This is a genomic window from Plantibacter sp. AC185 (assembly GCF_979258065.1).
The window spans coordinates 403,707-420,735 of the sequence record NZ_OZ409831.1 but is presented as its reverse complement, the minus strand read 5'-3'; the positions used below and the strand labels follow the sequence as shown (position 1 = coordinate 420,735).

The window sequence follows — 17,029 nt, the reverse complement described above, 5'->3', positions numbered from 1 at the left end:
GTCCCAGGGTGCCGACCGCACCCCGAACTGCTTGGATGGCTCCATGGGAACCGAGGTGATGATCCGTCCGAGGCGCCGCCTGCTCGGCGGTGTCTGCGCCGGCTTCGCCGAGCACACCGGTCTCCCCGTCGCCGCGGTGCGGACGGCGACGGTCATCCTCGCGTGCTGCGGCGGAGCGGGCCTGCTCCTCTACGTGTGGCTGTGGGTCATGACGCCGACGCAGGGCGCGGATGCACCGCTCGATCCCCGGGAGCACCTGCTCCGGCCTGCCTCGAACGACGACGGAGACGACCTCGACGGCCCCCGTCGCGCGCCGATCACGGAGGTGCTGCTCGGGATCGCCCTGCTCGCGGCCGGGACCGCACTGATCGCGACCCGGACCGGGCTGGACATCCCGCTCGAGGCCGTCATCCCCGTCATCGTCGTCCTCGCGGGAGCCGCACTCGCATGGCGGCAGTTCGGCGAGCGTGGTCGCGGTGAGGGCTCACGTGCCCTCCTGATCCGCGTGCTCGGAGCGCTCGTCCTCGTCGTCCTCGGCATCCTCCTGTTCTTCGTCACCGGTGACCGCCCGAACATGTGGACGGTCATCGTCGCCGCGATCGCCGTGCTCCTCGGGGTCGCCGTGGTCATCGCCCCCTGGGCGCTCCAGCTCAACCGCGACCTCGCCGACGAGCGCGCCGCGCGGATGCGCGAGGCCGACCGCGCCGAGATCGCCGCGCACCTGCACGATTCCGTGCTCCAGACGCTCGCGCTCATCCAGCAGCAGGCCGGTCCGGGGAGTGAGGCGTCCCGTCTCGCACGGGCGCAGGAGCGCGAGCTGCGGAACTGGCTCTTCTCCGGCGGGACCGCTCCGACGGGCGATCTCGCGACCGAGCTGCGGACCATCGCGGCCGCGGTGGAGGCCGACCACGCGGTGCGCGTCGACGTCGTCGCGGTCGGGCGTGCGATCGACGACGCTCCGGAGCCGCTCCTCGCCGCCGCGCGGGAGGCCGTGCTCAACGCGGCACGTCACGCCGGCGGCGACGTCTCCGTCTATCTGGAGACGGCGCCGCAGCGGATCGAGGTGTCGATCTCCGACCGCGGCCCCGGCTTCGACCTGGAACAGGTCCCGCGGGACCGCCTCGGGGTGCGAGAGTCGATCATCGGCCGCATGCAGCGCATCGGTGGCGAGGCGACCATCCGTTCGAGGCCAAGCGGACGAGGTACCGAGGTCCGTCTCGTCCTGCCCGTCCACGACGCCGCGGCGACGGCGCCGCAGCCCGACACCGCCCCGACCGTTCCGAGGAGCCGACCATGAGCGACCGACGACTGACCGTCGTGATCGTCGACGACCATTCGATCTTCCGTTCCGGGCTGCGCAGCGAACTCGATCCCGGCATCGAGGTGCTGGGGGAGGCCGGCGACGTGGAGGAGGCGATCCGGGTGATCGGGGAGACCCGCCCGCAGGTCGTGCTGCTCGACGTCCACCTGCCGGGTGGCGCCGGCGGTGGTGGTGCGGACGTGATCGCCGGCTCGGTGACGACCGCGCCCGCCACCCGGTTCCTCGCGCTCAGCGTCTCGGACGCCGCCGAGGACGTCGTCCGAGTGATCAGGGCCGGCGCGCGTGGCTACATCACGAAGAGCTCCTCGGGGGCCGAGGTCGCGGAGGCCGCACGGCGGGTCGACGACGGCGACGCGGTCTTCTCGCCCCGGCTCGCGGGCTTCGTCCTGGACGCCTTCGGTGCCGTGACGGGGGAGACGGCGGAGTCCGTCGACGAGCTCGACCGGCTGTCCGCCCGTGAGCAGGAGGTCATGCGCCTCATCGCCCGCGGCTACGCCTACAAGGAGGTCGCGACAGAGCTGTTCATCTCCGTGAAGACCGTGGAGACCCATGTGTCGAGCGTGCTGCGCAAGCTGCAGCTGTCCTCGCGCCACGAACTCGCCGCCTGGGCGCTGCAGCGCAAGCTCCTCTGACGACGCTGGCCGGAACCGACATCGGCCGACAGCGAACGGCCAGTGCGCGCTCAGGAGCCCGGCGGTAGCCTGAAGGCATGATCATCCGTCGGGCGTTCTACTACTGGCGATTCGCCGCGATCTTCGTGCTGCCCGCCTGGCCGTTCGTCGGATGGGGACTCTTCGGTGAGAGCGGCTGGAGCCTGTTCGGGCTCTTCATCGCCATGCCGATCCTCGCCATCGCGCTCGCCGCGATCGCGTTCCTCATCTCCGCCAGGGTCAGCGTCCGGACGACGAAGCTCGTGTCGTGGACGGACGTCGGCCTGCTCACGCTCTGGCACGTCACGATCATCTGCTTCGGCTCGTTCAGCTCGGGCGTCGCCCTCTGGGCGGTCCTCGGCGTCGTCGCAGGCCTTGCCGCCTTCTGGGGCGTCATCGCGCAACTCATCTCCGAGACGGCACGCCGCGCCCGGGAGACGATGGCCGAATTCGAGCGCATGGCTGCTGCCGCCGGGCCAGGCACGGTCCCCGGATCGGCGATCCCGCCGCAGCCGCGGTTCGATCCCGGTCCGATCGACGGCGGCGAGTTCATCGTGATCGAGGAGTCCAAGCCCGACGAGCGTCGCTGAGCGGCCGTATCCGCCGCTGTCGCCTGCGCCGTATCGGGGCCCGGTTTCCCATCCGAGGCCCTTTCATGACACAATTGCTGTTTGTGCCTCCGCAGTTCTGCCACAGGGGAACGCCGGCATCGGGCACACCCTTCCTTCCGAACGTATTCAGCGGTCGACCTGTGGCGGTCGCAGAGATGGAATCATCATGCACATTCTCGACTCAGTCGATGCAGCATCCCTCAAGTCGGACATCCCCGACTTCCGCGCCGGCGACAACGTCAAGGTGCACGTGAACATCATCGAGGGCAACAAGTCCCGTATCCAGGTCTTCCAGGGTGTCGTCATCGGCCGCTCCAACGAGGGTGTCCGCGAGACCTTCACGGTCCGCAAGGTGAGCTACCAGGTCGGCGTCGAGCGCACCTTCCCGGTCCACTCCCCGAACATCGACCACATCGAGGTCGTCACCCGCGGTGACGTCCGTCGCGCGAAGCTGTACTACCTCCGCGAGCTCCGTGGCAAGAAGGCGAAGATCAAGGAGAAGCGCGACAACTAGTCGTCCTCCCGGTCGCCCTCCGCGATCATTCCTGAGCTCCCCACCGGATAAGCTGGTGGGGAGCTCAGGCGGTTAAATGACAGACAATTCCCTGGCGGCAGACGCGTCGCCCGACCACCAGCAGCGCCCCCGCGGCAAACGCGGAGCGCTGCTCTTCCTTCGCGACCTCCTCATCATCTTCGTGGTCGCGCTGCTGGTCTCCTTCCTCATCAAGACCTTCCTCGTGCGGTCGTTCTACATCCCGTCCGGGTCGATGGAGAACACGCTGCAGATCCAGGACCGCATCCTGGTGAACGAGCTCGTCCCCGACGTGGTCTCGCTGAATCGAGGCGACGTGGTCGTCTTCCAGGATCCGGGCGGCTGGCTCCCGCAGACGGTCGAGGCTCCGCAGCCTCCCGTCACCGCAGCCGTCGAATGGGTGCTGTCGATCTTCGGCCTCGTCGCTCCCGACAGTGACGACCACCTCATCAAACGCGTCATCGGCCTGCCGGGCGACCACGTGTCATGCTGCAACCCGCTCGGGCAGATGACGGTCAACGGTGTTCCGCTGAACGAACCGTACGTGAAGCTTCCGGCAGGCACCGAGAAGGTGTCCGGAGACCCGTTCGACATCGTCGTCCCGGAGGGCTCGCTCTGGGTCATGGGTGACAACCGGTACAACTCGAAGGACTCCCGGTACAACGGCGACACCCCCGGTGGGGGCTTCGTCCCGATCGACAACGTCGTGGGGCGTGCGTTCGTCATCACCTGGCCGTCCAGCAACTGGGCCTGGCTCGACAACTACCCGTCCGTCTTCCAGGGCATCCCCGCCCCAGAAGAGGAGTGATGGCCGTCAGCGAACCGACCCTCGAGGTCGAGCACGAACTATTCGCTGCGGGTGTCCCGTCGGTCATCGGCATGGACGAGGTGGGTCGCGGAGCCATCGCCGGTCCGGTGGCCGTCGGCGCTGCGGTCGTCGCCCCGGCGTGCGGGCCGTTCCCTGAGGGACTCCGCGACTCGAAGCTGTTGAGCGAGCGAGCGAGGACCCGCCTGGAACCGTTGGCCCGCGAGTGGGTGTTGTACGGGGCCGTCGGACTCGCGAGTCCCGCGGAGGTCGACGAGCTCGGCATCACCGCGTGTCTCGGACTCGCCGGCCGTCGGGCACTGCTCGAACTGCACGCCGTCGGCGCGGACGTCACGGGATCGACCGTCCTGCTCGACGGCAACAGCGACTGGCTGAGCCGGGCGCTCCAGCGACCGCTCACGATCGCCACGAGGGTCAAAGCGGATCGGGACTGCGCCTCGGTCGCCGCGGCGTCCGTACTCGCCAAGGTGCACCGCGACCGACTGATGATCGAGTTGCACGAGGCACTGCCGGAGTACGGGTGGGAGGGCAACAAGGGATACGGCTCGGCGCAGCATCTGTCGGCCCTCTCCGAGCACGGCCTGACCCTCCACCACCGGAGCAGCTGGCTGCCCGCCTACACGTAGACTGGAGAGACCATGGACGAAGACGAGTTCGAAGACTACGACCGCGAGGTCGAACTGGCCCTCTACCGCGAGTATCGCGATGTCGTGGGGCAGTTCAAGTACGTGATCGAGACCGAGCGCCGGTTCTACCTCGCCAACGAGGTCGACCTCGTGCGACGCGACACGGCGAACGACTTCTACTTCGAACTCTCCATGACCGACGTGTGGGTGTGGGACGTCTACCGGTCCGACCGGTTCGTCAAGAGCGTTCGAGTGCTCACGTTCAAGGACGTCAACGTCGAGCAGTTGTCCTCGCGTGACTTCGAGCTCCCGAAGGAACTCACGCTCGACGAGTAGGGCTCGGTTCCCGCGACCGACAGCGCTCCACAGGCACGCCTCGCCGCGCGCTCGTCGACGACAGACCCACCTCCGGGTAACGAGCCTCGTCTGCACGCTTGGCTGGATGCCAGGAGGTGCACATGGCACGGAAGGACGAGCTCGGCCGACGCGGCGAGCAGGTGGCGGCGGATCATCTCGAGGCGTGCGGATACCGCATCCTCGACCGCAATTGGCGATGCCCGCAGGGTGAACTCGACCTCGTCGCGGACGACGATGGCACGCTGGTCTTCGTCGAGGTGAAGACCCGTTCCGGCGTCGGCTTCGGCGATCCCGCGGAGGCGGTCACGCCGAGCAAGCTGGCCCGGATCGGTCGCCTCGCCGGAGCCTGGTGCGCTGAGCACCGACCGCGCTCGAGGCGGATGCGCGTCGACGTCGTCGGCATCGTGCTGCCCTCCGATGGGGACATGCGACTCCAGCACCTGCGGGGAGTCTCCTGATGGCCGTCGCACGCACCTGGTCGGTCGCGCTCGCCGGCCTCACGGGCGCGATCGTGGAGGTCGAGGCGTCAGCCGCCGCGACCGTACCGGGAATGGCGATCGTCGGGCTTCCCGACAAGTCGCTCGGTGAGGCCGCACACCGCATCAAGAGTGCGACGGCGAACTCCGGCTGCGAGCTGCCCGGTGGCAAGCTCACGATCAACCTGTCTCCCGCGTCGCTGCCCAAGCAGGGGAGCGCCTTCGACCTCTCCATGGCGATCGCCTGTCTCGCCGTGGGCGGCCTCGTCCGCCGGGAGTCCGCCGAGCGGGTCGTCCACCTCGGTGAGCTCGGGCTCGACGGTCGGCTCCGTCCGCTCGTCGGCGTGCTGCCGGCCGTCCTCGCCGTCGCCCGCGCCGGTTACGACGCGGTGATGGTGCCGACAGCAAACGTCGAGGAGGCGCAGCTCGTGCCCGGCGTCACGGTGATCGGGGCGACCTCGCTGCGTGATGCGGCCATCTGGCACGGTGCAGAACTCTCCGCGATCGACCTCGAACCCGTCCGACAGCGGGTCGATCGGCTGCCCATGCCCGACCCGCTCGATCTCGCGGACGTGGTCGGACAACCGGACGCGGTCGACGCGATGGTCGCTGCGGCTGCCGGCGGGCACCACGTCATGATGGTCGGACCTCCCGGTGCCGGCAAGACCATGCTGGCCGCCCGGCTCCCCGAGATCCTTCCCGACCTCGAGCCCGAGGCAGCGGTCGAGGTCAGCTGCCTCCGCTCGCTCATCGGTCTGCCGCCGGACGGCGCGCTCGCCCGAAGACCACCATGGGAGAGCCCGCACCACTCGTCCTCGGCGGCGGCGATCATCGGTGGCGGTTCGCGCCAGATCCGGCCTGGGGCAGCCGCGCGCGCGGCGCACGGCGTGCTCTTCCTCGATGAAGCACCGGAGTTCCGCGCCGACGTCCTCGACTCGCTGCGTCAGCCACTCGAAGCCGGCGTGATCACCGTGCATCGTGCGCACGGCAGCGCGACGTTCCCGGCCGCCTTCCAACTCGTCCTCGCCGCGAACCCCTGCCCCTGCGGTCAGTACGGCACGGCGGACGGCGTCTGCACCTGTCCACCGCAGGCCCGTCGACGCTATCTCGGGCGGATCTCGGGGCCGCTCCTCGACCGGATCGACATCCGCGTGCGGGTGCACCGGATCACCTCGGCACTGACGAGTCTCTCGCAGGAGGGTGGGGTCTCCACCGCTGAGGCCCGTTCCCGCGTCGAAGCGGTGCGAGCCGCGAGTGCCGAGCGGTTGGCCGGCACCGGCTGGACCACGAACGCACAGGCGAGCGGCACCTGGCTCAGGAGCCCGCGGATGCGGCTGCCCAGATCCGTCACCAGCGCGTTGGACCGCTGCCTCGAGCGGGGAGGCATCACCATGCGCGGCTACGACCGGATCCTCCGATTGAGCTGGACGCTCGCCGACCTCGACGGCGCCGACAGCCCCACAGCCGAGCACTTGGGGCGCGCCCTCTTCCTGCGGAAGGGCATCTCATGAGTGCGTGGTTCGGCTTGGACCGCGAGTTGGTCGAGCGCCTCGTCCGCGGACTCGGCGGCCTGGAGCCGTTCGAGGCCGCGGGCCGTCCTCGCGCAGATGGAGGTGCCGAGCGCGTCTCGGACGCCGACGACAACGTCGGCACCGCCGGGATCCGGGCGGCGTTCGCTCGGGCGGCCTGGACGATGATCGCCGAACCGGGCGATGGCGTGGCCGGGCTCGTGGTCGGTGCGCTCGGCCCTGCTGGCGCACTGTCAGCGGTTCTGGAACGGGTGGGGCCGACCGAACTGCAGCGCCGTATCCTCGGCAGCGAGTGGTCGAGAGGCTCAGGCTCGACGTCGGCCGATGCCGAGTCCGAGGATCCCGCCGCGATGCCCGCCTCCCGCGTGCTCGGAAGTGCGCTGGAACGCTGGCGCCCCCGTCTCGTCTCGGCTGACCTCGTCGCCGCATGCGAGGTGGCCATCGAGGTCGGCGTCCGACTACTCCTGCCAGGCGCTCCGGGCTGGCATGCGGGGTTCGACCACCTCGGTGTGCACGCGCCGCACGCCCTCTGGCTGCGTGGTTCACCCGACGTCCCTGCGGGAGAACGCGCCATCGCGTTGGTCGGGGCCCGGGCCGCGTCCGGTTACGGCGAGCACGTCACCCTCGAGGCGGCGGCCGGGCTCGTCGATCGGGGCTTCGCGATCGTGTCGGGTGCCGCGTACGGCATCGACGGCGCGGCGCACCGAGCCGCCCTCGGGAGCGGGGGCGTCACCGTGGCCTACCTCGCAGGCGGGGTCGATCGGCCGTACCCGGCCGGTCACGATGCGCTCATCCGGCGGATCCGCGAAGCCGGTGGAGCCGTCATCAGCGAATCACCGTGCGGGTCCACACCGTCCAAATGGCGATTTCTGCAGCGGAACCGACTCATCGCCGCAGCCTCGGCTGCGACAGTGGTCATGGAGGCCGGCGACCGCTCCGGGTCGATCAACACGGCGGGTCACGCTGCGTCCCTCGGGCGTCCGCTCGGAGCCGTGCCCGGCCCGGTCACGAGTCCGTCGTCGGCGGGCTGTCACCGCCTGATCCGTGAGTACGCCGCCACCTGCGTGACGAACGCCGAGCAGATGGCGGAACTCGCCGGATGGACCGCGGTCGACGCGGACGCGCAGGCGTTCGCCTCGCCAGAGGAACGCCGGGTCCGTGATGTGATGAGTGCCCGCTCGCCGCGCACCGTCGAGGCGCTTGCGAAAGCGAGTGGGCTGAGTCCTCGCGAGGTCAGCGGCGTGCTCGGTGCGCTCGATCTCGCCGGGGCCGTCGAGGAACGCGAACGAGGGTGGGTGCTCGTCGGGGGACGGGCGTGAGGTGATCGGTCGGCGGGGGAAGGCCACGGCGTCGGACGCGTGGGGCATGCTGTCCACGTGGACATCTGGAGCAGCATCGACGGGTTCTCGGAGCACCTCGCTTCCGAGCGTCGGCTGTCGCCGCAGACCGTTCGCGCCTACGCCTCCGATCTCCGGCAGCTCGCCGACTTCGCCACCGGACGCGACGTCGAGCTCGTCGACGGCGTGACGCTGGACCTCCTCCGCGACTGGCTCTGGGCCGCTTCCGAGGCCGGCTCGTCCAAGGCGACGCTCGCGCGACGCACCGCCACGGCCAAGGCCTGGAGCGCCTGGCTCCTGCGCACCGGCAGGGTCGATTCGGACGTCGCGGCACGTCTCCGGAGTCCGAAGACGGGTCGGACCCTGCCACGCGTCGTCGGCCGGGGCCCGTTCGACGACCTCCTCGCGGGGCTCGAGGACCGCGCCGCATCGGGTGAGCCGAACGCCCTCCGCGACCTCGCCGTCGTCGAACTGCTCTACGCCTCGGCCCTCCGCGTGTCCGAGCTGTGCGGACTCGACCGGGACGACCTCGACCTCGACCGGCTCACCGTCCGTGTCACGGGCAAAGGCGACAAGGAGCGGGTCGTGCCGTTCGGCGTCCCCGCTCAGTCGGCGATCGTCGACTACCTCACGAGCGCCCGCCCGCAGCTGGTCGCCCGTGCAGCCGCGAACGACCGCGGACCGACGCCCGGCGCAGCCCTCTTCCTCGGCGCACGCGGAGGACGGCTCGGCCCACGCTCCGTCTACACGCTCGTCGCCCGGCTCCTCGACGCCGTGCCCGGTGGTGGTCCGGCAGGGCCTCACGCCCTGCGGCACACCGCCGCGACGCACCTGCTCGACGGGGGAGCGGACCTCCGCGCGGTCCAGGAACTCCTCGGCCACGCGAGTCTCGCGACGACGCAGATCTACACGCACGTCTCCGTCGAACGCATCAAGGAGAGCTACCGCAACGCCCACCCGCGGGCCTGAGCCCCCGCCGTCGTGGTCAGTGGGAGCAGGACGGCCGGTGGCACCTCGCCGATCAGCAGCATCGGATTGACGTAGACGCCGTCGAGCCGCACCCCGAAGTGCACGCAGCCGTCGGCGCAGTGTCCGCCGACGCCGACCGTCCCGATCGGTGCCCCGCGGGTCACGCGGCTACCGACGTCGACCGAACCCACCACCGGCTCGATGCTCGAGAGGTGTCCGTCGTCGTGCCGGATCACGACGAGTGGGCGGTCGACCACCGTCCCGCTGAACGTCACGACGCCGGCGGCTGCTGCGGCCACCGGCTGACCGGGCGATGCCGCGATGTCGATACCCCGGTGGCCGGCGCTGTACGGGTCGGGCGGCGCGACGAACGGCTCGGTGACGACGTGCGGGGGAGCGATCGGCCAGCTCCAGGCCGGCGCCGCCCCAGACGTGCTCACGGGTGCGAGGAGCACCAGGCAGGAGATGAGGAACCAACTGGCGATCGAGGTCATCATGATCCGAGCCTGACGGGCTCGGGAGAGCGAGGGCGGGTGGGCGCCTCGGAGCGGGGAGACGGACCTGGTCGGACGGCCTGTGGAGCGCCGTCATCACGGTGGCCTGATGCTATGCTGAACGGAGCACCTCGCTCGTCGGGGTGACTACGCGTGCCATTTCGGCCACCACTTCCAATCGGTCCTCGCTCTCCGGAGCGTGGCGGACGTGCGCCGGGCACCAGGGACGAGGCCATCCGGTCCGTCAGACAACCGAGGCACTCCCACCCGTCCGCGTCAGCGGTGCGGTGGCGAGCGCAGAACAGGAGAACGGCTCATGGCCGTCGTAACCATCCGCCAGCTGCTCGACAGCGGCGTGCACTTCGGGCACCAGACCCGCCGTTGGAACCCGAAGATGAAGCGCTTCATCTTCACCGAGCGTTCCGGCATCTACATCATCGACCTGCAGCAGTCGCTCGGCTACATCGACCAGGCCTTCGACTTCGTCAAGGAGACGGTCGCCCACGGCGGCACCATCCTCTTCGTCGGCACGAAGAAGCAGGCGCAGGAAGTCATCGCCGAGCAGGCGACGCGCGTCGGCCAGCCCTACGTCAACCAGCGTTGGCTCGGTGGCCTCCTCACCAACTTCCAGACGGTGTCGAAGCGACTCGCCCGCATGAAGGAGCTCGAGGAGCTCGACTTCGAAGACGCCTCCAAGAGCGGCTTCACCAAGAAGGAACTCCTCATCAAGAAGCGCGAGCTGGACAAGCTCCACAAGTCGCTCGGTGGTATCCGCAACCTCTCGAAGACGCCGTCGGCGCTCTGGGTCGTCGACACCAAGAAGGAGCACCTCGCGATCGACGAGGCGCGCAAGCTCGGCATCCCGGTCATCGGCATCCTCGACACCAACTGCGACCCCGACGAGGTCACCTACCCGATCCCGGGTAACGACGACGCGATCCGTTCCGTCGGCCTGCTGACGCGCATCATCGCCGACGCCGCCGCCGAGGGTCTCATCCAGCGCCACCAGAAGCCGACCGAGGGCGACGCCCCGGCCGAGCCGCTCGCCGAGTGGGAGCAGGAGCTGCTCCAGGGCGGCGAGCAGGGTTCCGCCGAGACCGAGAAGGTCGCCGATGAGGCGATCGCCGCAACCGACGCCGTCGAGGCAGCTCCGGCTGTCGAAGACGTCGAGGTCGCTGCAACCGAGTCCGCCGCCGACGCCGAGGGCGCAGCTGCCGCCGTCGTCGCCGACGAGAAGTAATCAAGGAGGACACCAGCAATGGCCAACTTTTCTCTCGCTGACCTGAAGGTGCTGCGCGAGCAGCTCGGCACCGGCATGGTCGACACCAAGAACGCTCTCGTCGAAGCCGATGGCGACGTCGAGAAGGCGACCGAGATCCTGCGTCTCAAGGGTGCGAAGGGCAACGCGAAGCGTGCCGACCGCTCCACGAGCGAGGGCCTCGTCGCCGCGAAGGAGAACGGCGACACCGCCACGCTCATCGAGCTCGCCTGCGAGACCGACTTCGTCGCGAAGGGTGAGAAGTTCCTCGCCCTGGCCGACCTCGTCCTCGACGCGGTCGTCGCCGCCGGCGCGACCACCGTCGAAGAGGGGAACGCGGCCCCGGCCGACGGCAAGACCGTCGCCGAGGTCATCGCGGACTCCGCTGCGATCATCGGTGAGAAGTTCGAGCTCCGCCGCCTCGCGGTGGTGCACGGTGAGCACTTCGCCGTCTACCTCCACAAGACCAACAAGGACCTGCCCGCGCAGGTCGGCGTGGTCGTCGGCTACACGGGCGACGACGCGGAGACGGCTCGCAGCATCGCGCAGCACATCTCGTTCGCCAACCCGTCCTACCTCAGCCGCGACGACGTCCCGGCCGACGAGGTCGAGAAGGAGCGCGAGATCGTCACCGAGATCTCGAAGAACGAGGGCAAGCCCGAGGCTGCACTGCCGAAGATCGTCGAGGGCCGCGTGACCTCGTACTTCAAGCAGGTCGCGCTCCTCGAGCAGGACTACGCCAAGGACAACAAGCTGTCCGTGCAGAAGGTGCTCGCTGACGCGGGCCTCACCGTGACCGGGTTCGCCCGCTTCAAGGTCGGCGCGTAGCAGTTGTGACGGGGTCCGGATCGCCAGTGGCGATCCGGACCCCTTTGCGTGCGCGGCCATACCCGTGCACGTGGGATCGGTGACGATCCAGCCAGCGAGTCGACGGCTGTCGCGGACAGCGGGCGGCTCCTGACGCTAAGTTGTGTGAGGGACGAGGAAGGACAGGCGGATGCCGGAGAAGAAGCGCAGGGTACTGCTCAAGCTGTCAGGTGAGGCGTTCGGAGGCGGCCAGTTGGGCGTCAACCCCGACGTGGTCGGGTCGATCGCCCGCGAGATCGCTGAGGCGACCGCCGAGGTCGAGGTCGCAGTGGTCGTCGGAGGCGGCAACTTCTTCCGCGGAGCCGAGCTCAGCCAGCGCGGCATGGACCGCGGCCGAGCCGACTACATGGGCATGCTCGGAACGGTCATGAACGCCCTGGCGCTGCAGGACTTCCTGGAACAGGCCGGCGCCGCCACGCGCGTGCAGTCCGCCATCGCCATGACGCAGGTCGCCGAGCCCTACATCCCGCTCCGCGCCGAGCGACACCTCGAGAAGGGTCGCGTCGTCATCTTCGGAGCGGGCGCCGGACTCCCGTACTTCTCGACCGACACCGTCTCGGCACAGCGCGCGCTCGAGATCGGAGCCGTCGAGGTCCTCGTCGCCAAGAACGGCGTCGACGGTGTCTACACCGCCGACCCCCGCGTCGACCCGACGGCGACGAAGATCGACACCATCTCCTATCAGGAGGCGCTCCAGCGCGGCCTCAAGGTCGTCGACTCGACGGCCTTCAGCCTCTGCATGGACAACGGCATGCCGATGCGCGTCTTCGGCATGGAGCCAGCCGGCAACGTCACGGCGGCCATCCGCGGTGCCGCGATCGGCACCCTCGTCACCTCCGCCTAGGCGGCAGGGCGGCCAGGCCGAGGCCCGCCGCCCGACTAGACTGAACCCAGTAATGCAATCAAAGGAGTGCTCGTGATCGCGGATGTCCTCTCGGATGTTGGTACCCGGATGTCGAAGGCCGTCGAGGCCGCGAAGGATGACTTCGCCACGGTGCGTACGGGTCGCGCCAACCCCCAGCTGTTCCAGAAGGTCCTGGTGAGCTACTACGGCACGCCGACGCCGCTGGCGCAGCTCGCCTCCCTGCAGAACCAGGAAGCTCGCACGATCGTCGTGACGCCCTACGACAAGTCCGCACTGCGCGACATCGAGCAGGCGATCCGCGACATCCCGAACCTCGGCGCCAACCCGACGAACGACGGCACCGTCATCCGGGTCACCATGCCCGAACTGACCGCTGAGCGTCGCAAGGAATACGTCAAGATCGTCCGCGGCAAGGGTGAAGACGCGAAGGTCTCGATCCGCAACATCCGTCGCAAGGGCAAGGATGACCTCGAGGCACTCAAGAGCGAGGTCGGCGATGACGACGTCGCACGCGGCGAGAAGGAACTCGAGGCCGTCACGAAGTCGCACATCGACGCCGTCGACGCCGCGCTGAAGGCCAAGGAGACCGAGCTGCTCTCCATCTGAGCCGCTGTCCCACCGCTGATTCCGTTCGCCGACCGGTCCCTCGACCGACGGCACGCCCGCTGGAGGTACCTGTGGAAGACGATGTCGCTCCCGGGCGATCGAGCGATCCGTCGAAGCCCGAACCCGGCCGGTCCGGCAAGTCGGGTTCGCAGGAATTGCGTTCCCAGCTGAAGGACCGCCGCGCGAAGTTCGAGCGGCAGGTCGACGCCAAACGCGCCGACATCGAACGGCAGGTCCAGGCGACGAAGGCGCAGTTCGACGCGACGAACGAACGCATCGAGGCGCGGGTCGGCCGCAACCTCGTGAACGCCATCCTCATCGGGGTGGCCGCGGGCGGCATCATGCTCGTGAGCCTGATCATCTTCAAGGTGATCTTCGTCGTCCTGGCCTCGGCCGTGGTGGCGTTCGCCACGCTGGAGCTGCGGAAGGCCCTCGAGCAGACCGGGCGCCGGGTGCCGGCGATCCCGACCGTCATCTCGGCCGTCGCGATGCAGCCGGCGGCGTTCTTCCTCCACGACGTCTGGCGATGGTCCGTCGTCCTGCTCGGCATCCTGCTGGTCATCGTCTGGCGCGTCGCCGAGCAGGCCACCGCCTCCAAGCGGACCGACCTTCCCACGCTCGTCCGCGACCTCGCGTCCGGGACGTTCATCCAGGTCTACGTCCCCTTCCTCGCCTCCTTCGCCGTGTTCCTGGTCGCCCAGCCCGAGGGCGAATGGTGGACGCTGGCGTTCCTGATCCTCGTGATCTGCGTCGACGTCGGCGCTTATGTGAGCGGCCTGTCGTTCGGCAAGCACAAGATGGCGCCGGTGATCAGCCCGAACAAGACCTGGGAGGGCTTCGCCGGGGCGGGGGTCGTCTCGGTCGTGGCCGGCGTGCTGCTCGCGATCCTCATGCTCGGTGTCCCGTGGTGGGTCGGTGTCCTGCTCGGTCTGCTGCTCCTCGGCAGTGCCACGGTCGGCGACCTCGCGGAGTCGCTCATCAAGCGCGACATCGGCGTGAAGGACATGAGCTCGTGGCTGCCCGGGCACGGGGGATTCCTCGACCGCCTGGACTCGATCCTGCCGTCGGCGGTCGTCGCCTACGTGGTCTACCTCCTGTTCGGCGGACTCGCGGTCTGAGTCCCGGCTCGGTCCGATTTCGCCCGATCAGCCCCTCATGGGGGAGAATGGTCCGGTGAGCACGATCTTCCCCACCGCAAAACGTTCGAAGCGTGGCTACGATCCGGCCGAGGTCGACGAGTTCCTCGACCGCGCTCGCGCCGCCTACGGGCAGGACACCGACGCCGACGCCGATGCGATCCTGAGCGCGGAGGACATCCGGCACGTGGCGTTCCGGCTCGTCCGGGGTGGCTACAGCACCGAGCATGTCGACGCGGCGCTCGAGCGACTCGAGGACGCCTTCTCGCTCCGCGAGCGGGAGCGGTCGGTCGAGGAGCGCGGCGCCAAGGAATGGCTGCGCGACGCCCGCGGCACCGCGCAGGTCATCCTCAACCGGCTGACGAGGCCGGAGGGGCAGCGGTTCCAGCGCGTGAGCCTGCTCGCCCGCGGCTACAGCCGGAAGGACGTGGACGCCCTCGCGGATCGCCTCGTCGCCTACTTCCACGACGGGACGCCGCTCAACGTCGACCGCGTCCGCACGGCCGTGTTCCGCAACGAATGGGCCGGTTACCGCGAGTCCCAGGTCGACGCACTGCTCGACAGCGTCGTGGACGTCATGCTGGCGGTTCGCTGAGCGTCGGGCGACCAGGTGGCCTGATCAGGCATTCTCGGCTACCATCGATGCATCGTGCCTCAAGACTCAACTGACGTGACCCCGTGGAAACCATCAGCCCAGCCGAACACCGGTAAGGCTGTTCAGCCCTACCGTCGGCCGCGCTCTCGCGGCAAGAAGGTCCTCGGGATCTTCGCGGCGACGGCTGCGTTCGGCTTCGTCGCCGTGACGATGGTCGACCCGACCTCGAGCGTCGTGGCATCCTCCTATGCGGAGAAGCAGGCGCAGTTCGGTGGCAACGCCGCGCAGTCTGTCGTCGCAAGCTCGAACTACCAGTACACCTTCGCCCGCGACAGCTACGAGGTCGTCGCTCCGCCCCCGCCGCCTCCCGTGGCGACGCCGGCCGCGACCGGCGGCGGTTCCTCGTCCACGGGCAGCGCTCCCGCGGCAGGCACGCCCGACCCGGGTACGGCTCAGGCCATCGCCTACGACATGGTCATGGCCAACGGCTGGGGCGAGGGCGAGTACAGCTGTCTCGTCTCCCTGTGGAACCGTGAGTCGGGTTGGAACGTGTACGCCTACAACGCCAGCTCCGGCGCCACGGGCATCCCGCAGGCGCTTCCCGGCTCCAAGATGGCCTCGGCCGGAGCCGACTGGGCGACCAACCCCGCGACGCAGATCACCTGGGGTCTCGGATACATCACGAGTCGGTACAGCACGCCGTGTGGCGCGTGGGCCCACTCGGAGTCCAACGGCTGGTACTGACCGGAACCGCCTCCCGACACGGTCGTGGAGGCTGAGCCTAGACTTGACCCATGCCCCGACACCACCGCCACCGGCCACGGCCCGGCGACGACGAGGGTAACGGTCTCGAACGGCTGATGGCGGGGTGGAAACGCACCGAGGACCATCGAGACGGATCCTGGTTCGTCCAGCCCGTCAGCGGTTCCAGTGCGCAGAAGACCTATGTGTGTCCTGGATGCGGACAGTCCATCCCGCCCGGCACCGCCCATGTGGTGACGTGGCGCGCTGACGGGGTCCTGGGCGACCAGGCCGACATCGCTGCCCGGCGGCACTGGCACTCCCACTGCTGGCGGATCCGGTGAACGCCCGCACGCCGCGAAACGACCCGACCACACTGCCCCGGAGGACCCACTCATGACCGACACCATCGAGATCCGTGGTGGCGCCGAGCTCCCCGCCGTCCGCGAGGAGATCGAGCTGCACACGGCCGACGGCCTGACCCTCGTCGGTGAGCTCGCGGTGCCGGCCGACGGCGAGATCGTCGCGACCCTGGTGACGCTCCACCCGCTGCCGACCGCCGGCGGGTTCATGGACTCCCATGTGCTCCGCAAGGCCGCGGCGCGCCTGCCTGCGCTCGCGGGGATCGCCGTGCTCCGCTTCAACACCCGCGGCACCTCGTCTCCTCGAGGGACGAGCGACGGCGCGTTCGACGGCGGCGTCGGCGAGCGGGCCGATGTCGAGGCCGCGCTGGCGTTCGTGGCCGAGCGCGGGCTTCCGCATCCGTGGATCGTCGGATGGTCGTTCGGGACCGAGCTGGCCTTGAAGTACGGGCGCGACCCGGCCGTCGACGGCGTGATCCTCCTCTCTCCGCCGCTGCACCGCACGACGGAGGACGAGCTCCGGGCCTGGGCCGGCGACGACCGGCCGATGGTCGTCCTCGTGCCCGAGTTCGACGACTACCTCCGACCAGCGGAAGCGGCGGAACGGTTCGGCGTGCTCCCCGGTGCCACCCTCGTCCCGGTGGACGGTGCCAAGCACCTGTGGGTGGGGGAGAGCCAGACCCGACGCGTGCTCACCGAGATCGTCGCTGCAGTGCGTCCCGAGGCGCTGCCGCTCCCGACCCACTGGCCGGCCCCTGGCCTCCCAGCGGCCGTCTAGCCGCCTCCCAGTCATTTCCGATAGCCTGAACCACCTGCGTCTCCTGCCGGCCCGACCCGCCGGATCCCGTCGGACGCAGGATCACCCGCGTCG

The 17,029-nt window shown here is 69.5% G+C and carries 21 protein-coding genes; 20 read left to right on the top strand and 1 reads right to left on the bottom strand.

The genetic code is table 11. The features are described from left to right. Positions 1–43: 43 nt before the first annotated feature. From ACZZZB_RS01915 to ACZZZB_RS01865, 11 genes are all read left to right on the top strand, one after another. Complete coding sequence (locus ACZZZB_RS01915) at positions 44–1,297, top strand: ATP-binding protein (protein ID WP_463528856.1); 1,254 nt, start codon at positions 44–46, stop codon at positions 1,295–1,297. Next, entirely contained in the window at positions 1,294–1,953 is a 660-nt protein-coding gene (locus ACZZZB_RS01910) for a LuxR C-terminal-related transcriptional regulator (RefSeq protein WP_463528855.1), read from the top strand. The genes ACZZZB_RS01915 and ACZZZB_RS01910 overlap by 4 nt, the downstream gene beginning before the upstream one ends. Before the next feature lie 77 nt (positions 1,954–2,030). Next, positions 2,031–2,561 (top strand): hypothetical protein, encoded by a 531-nt coding sequence (locus ACZZZB_RS01905; RefSeq protein WP_463528854.1) that lies wholly within the window; start codon positions 2,031–2,033, stop codon positions 2,559–2,561. A gap of 187 nt (positions 2,562–2,748) precedes the next feature. Continuing rightward, a complete protein-coding gene (gene rplS, locus ACZZZB_RS01900; RefSeq protein ID WP_056006851.1) occupies positions 2,749–3,096 on the top strand; it encodes a 50S ribosomal protein L19 in 348 nt (115 codons plus the stop codon). Positions 3,097–3,172: 76 nt separating this feature from the next. After that, on the top strand, positions 3,173–3,922 hold the full coding sequence (gene lepB, locus ACZZZB_RS01895; protein ID WP_064296320.1) for a signal peptidase I: 750 nt from the start codon (positions 3,173–3,175) through the stop codon (positions 3,920–3,922). Next, positions 3,922–4,566 carry a ribonuclease HII gene (locus ACZZZB_RS01890; RefSeq protein WP_463528853.1) on the top strand — a complete coding sequence of 215 codons (645 nt, stop codon included), beginning with the start codon at positions 3,922–3,924 and terminating at the stop codon, positions 4,564–4,566. Before lepB ends, ACZZZB_RS01890 begins: the two co-directional genes overlap by 1 nt. A gap of 12 nt (positions 4,567–4,578) precedes the next feature. Beyond that, the gene (locus ACZZZB_RS01885; RefSeq protein ID WP_071260887.1) at positions 4,579–4,902 is read left to right on the top strand and encodes a DUF2469 domain-containing protein; all 324 of its coding nucleotides are present in this window, start codon (positions 4,579–4,581) and stop codon (positions 4,900–4,902) included. A 122-nt stretch (positions 4,903–5,024) separates the two neighbouring features. After that, entirely contained in the window at positions 5,025–5,381 is a 357-nt protein-coding gene (locus tag ACZZZB_RS01880; RefSeq protein WP_463528852.1) for a YraN family protein, read from the top strand. Beyond that, positions 5,381–6,910, top strand: a complete 1,530-nt coding sequence (locus ACZZZB_RS01875) for a YifB family Mg chelatase-like AAA ATPase (protein WP_463528851.1) — start codon at positions 5,381–5,383, stop codon at positions 6,908–6,910. The genes ACZZZB_RS01880 and ACZZZB_RS01875 overlap by 1 nt, the downstream gene beginning before the upstream one ends. Then, complete coding sequence (gene dprA / locus ACZZZB_RS01870) at positions 6,907–8,247, top strand: DNA-processing protein DprA (RefSeq protein WP_463528850.1); 1,341 nt, start codon at positions 6,907–6,909, stop codon at positions 8,245–8,247. The genes ACZZZB_RS01875 and dprA overlap by 4 nt, the downstream gene beginning before the upstream one ends. 57 nt (positions 8,248–8,304) lie before the next feature. Further along, positions 8,305–9,234: a tyrosine recombinase XerC gene (locus ACZZZB_RS01865; protein WP_071260881.1), complete on the top strand. Its 930-nt coding sequence runs from the start codon at positions 8,305–8,307 to the stop codon at positions 9,232–9,234. Here ACZZZB_RS01865 and ACZZZB_RS01860 read toward each other — a convergent pair. Then, on the bottom strand, positions 9,207–9,731 hold the full coding sequence (locus tag ACZZZB_RS01860; RefSeq protein ID WP_229938584.1) for a murein hydrolase activator EnvC family protein: 525 nt from the start codon (positions 9,729–9,731) through the stop codon (positions 9,207–9,209). The genes ACZZZB_RS01865 and ACZZZB_RS01860 overlap by 28 nt on opposite strands. Positions 9,732–10,044: 313 nt before the next feature. Here ACZZZB_RS01860 and rpsB point away from each other — a divergent pair, with 313 nt between their 5' ends. From rpsB to ACZZZB_RS01815, 9 genes are all read left to right on the top strand, one after another. Beyond that, positions 10,045–10,968: a 30S ribosomal protein S2 gene (rpsB, locus tag ACZZZB_RS01855; protein ID WP_064295105.1), complete on the top strand. Its 924-nt coding sequence runs from the start codon at positions 10,045–10,047 to the stop codon at positions 10,966–10,968. 18 nt (positions 10,969–10,986) lie between these two features. Next, a complete protein-coding gene (tsf, locus tag ACZZZB_RS01850; RefSeq protein WP_064295106.1) occupies positions 10,987–11,814 on the top strand; it encodes a translation elongation factor Ts in 828 nt (275 codons plus the stop codon). A 169-nt stretch (positions 11,815–11,983) separates the two neighbouring features. Further along, positions 11,984–12,697: a UMP kinase gene (gene pyrH / locus ACZZZB_RS01845; protein WP_056006822.1), complete on the top strand. Its 714-nt coding sequence runs from the start codon at positions 11,984–11,986 to the stop codon at positions 12,695–12,697. A 72-nt stretch (positions 12,698–12,769) separates the two neighbouring features. Beyond that, positions 12,770–13,324 (top strand): ribosome recycling factor, encoded by a 555-nt coding sequence (frr, locus tag ACZZZB_RS01840; RefSeq protein ID WP_064295107.1) that lies wholly within the window; start codon positions 12,770–12,772, stop codon positions 13,322–13,324. A gap of 71 nt (positions 13,325–13,395) precedes the next feature. Beyond that, positions 13,396–14,442, top strand: coding sequence for a phosphatidate cytidylyltransferase (locus tag ACZZZB_RS01835; RefSeq protein WP_229938583.1), 1,047 nt, complete (start codon positions 13,396–13,398; stop codon positions 14,440–14,442). 55 nt (positions 14,443–14,497) lie between these two features. Next, positions 14,498–15,055, top strand: a complete 558-nt coding sequence (locus tag ACZZZB_RS01830; protein ID WP_236555416.1) for a DivIVA domain-containing protein — start codon at positions 14,498–14,500, stop codon at positions 15,053–15,055. A gap of 75 nt (positions 15,056–15,130) precedes the next feature. Further along, positions 15,131–15,799, top strand: coding sequence for an aggregation-promoting factor C-terminal-like domain-containing protein (locus ACZZZB_RS01825; protein ID WP_079705666.1), 669 nt, complete (start codon positions 15,131–15,133; stop codon positions 15,797–15,799). A 50-nt stretch (positions 15,800–15,849) separates the two neighbouring features. Continuing rightward, positions 15,850–16,140: a hypothetical protein gene (locus ACZZZB_RS01820; protein ID WP_071260877.1), complete on the top strand. Its 291-nt coding sequence runs from the start codon at positions 15,850–15,852 to the stop codon at positions 16,138–16,140. A 52-nt stretch (positions 16,141–16,192) separates the two neighbouring features. Beyond that, on the top strand, positions 16,193–16,936 hold the full coding sequence (locus ACZZZB_RS01815; protein ID WP_463528849.1) for an alpha/beta hydrolase: 744 nt from the start codon (positions 16,193–16,195) through the stop codon (positions 16,934–16,936). The last annotated feature ends 93 nt before the right edge of the window (positions 16,937–17,029 follow it).

Coding starts and splice junctions, on each gene's coding strand:
- ACZZZB_RS01915 (WP_463528856.1), top strand. CDS start 44: ATGGGAACCGAGGTGATGATCCGTCCGAGGCGCCGCCTGCTCGGCGGT.
- ACZZZB_RS01910 (WP_463528855.1), top strand. CDS start 1,294: ATGAGCGACCGACGACTGACCGTCGTGATCGTCGACGACCATTCGATC.
- ACZZZB_RS01905 (WP_463528854.1), top strand. CDS start 2,031: ATGATCATCCGTCGGGCGTTCTACTACTGGCGATTCGCCGCGATCTTC.
- rplS (WP_056006851.1), top strand. CDS start 2,749: ATGCACATTCTCGACTCAGTCGATGCAGCATCCCTCAAGTCGGACATC.
- lepB (WP_064296320.1), top strand. CDS start 3,173: ATGACAGACAATTCCCTGGCGGCAGACGCGTCGCCCGACCACCAGCAG.
- ACZZZB_RS01890 (WP_463528853.1), top strand. CDS start 3,922: ATGGCCGTCAGCGAACCGACCCTCGAGGTCGAGCACGAACTATTCGCT.
- ACZZZB_RS01885 (WP_071260887.1), top strand. CDS start 4,579: ATGGACGAAGACGAGTTCGAAGACTACGACCGCGAGGTCGAACTGGCC.
- ACZZZB_RS01880 (WP_463528852.1), top strand. CDS start 5,025: ATGGCACGGAAGGACGAGCTCGGCCGACGCGGCGAGCAGGTGGCGGCG.
- ACZZZB_RS01875 (WP_463528851.1), top strand. CDS start 5,381: ATGGCCGTCGCACGCACCTGGTCGGTCGCGCTCGCCGGCCTCACGGGC.
- dprA (WP_463528850.1), top strand. CDS start 6,907: ATGAGTGCGTGGTTCGGCTTGGACCGCGAGTTGGTCGAGCGCCTCGTC.
- ACZZZB_RS01860 (WP_229938584.1), bottom strand. CDS start 9,731: ATGATGACCTCGATCGCCAGTTGGTTCCTCATCTCCTGCCTGGTGCTC.
- rpsB (WP_064295105.1), top strand. CDS start 10,045: ATGGCCGTCGTAACCATCCGCCAGCTGCTCGACAGCGGCGTGCACTTC.
- tsf (WP_064295106.1), top strand. CDS start 10,987: ATGGCCAACTTTTCTCTCGCTGACCTGAAGGTGCTGCGCGAGCAGCTC.
- pyrH (WP_056006822.1), top strand. CDS start 11,984: ATGCCGGAGAAGAAGCGCAGGGTACTGCTCAAGCTGTCAGGTGAGGCG.
- ACZZZB_RS01820 (WP_071260877.1), top strand. CDS start 15,850: ATGCCCCGACACCACCGCCACCGGCCACGGCCCGGCGACGACGAGGGT.
- ACZZZB_RS01815 (WP_463528849.1), top strand. CDS start 16,193: ATGACCGACACCATCGAGATCCGTGGTGGCGCCGAGCTCCCCGCCGTC.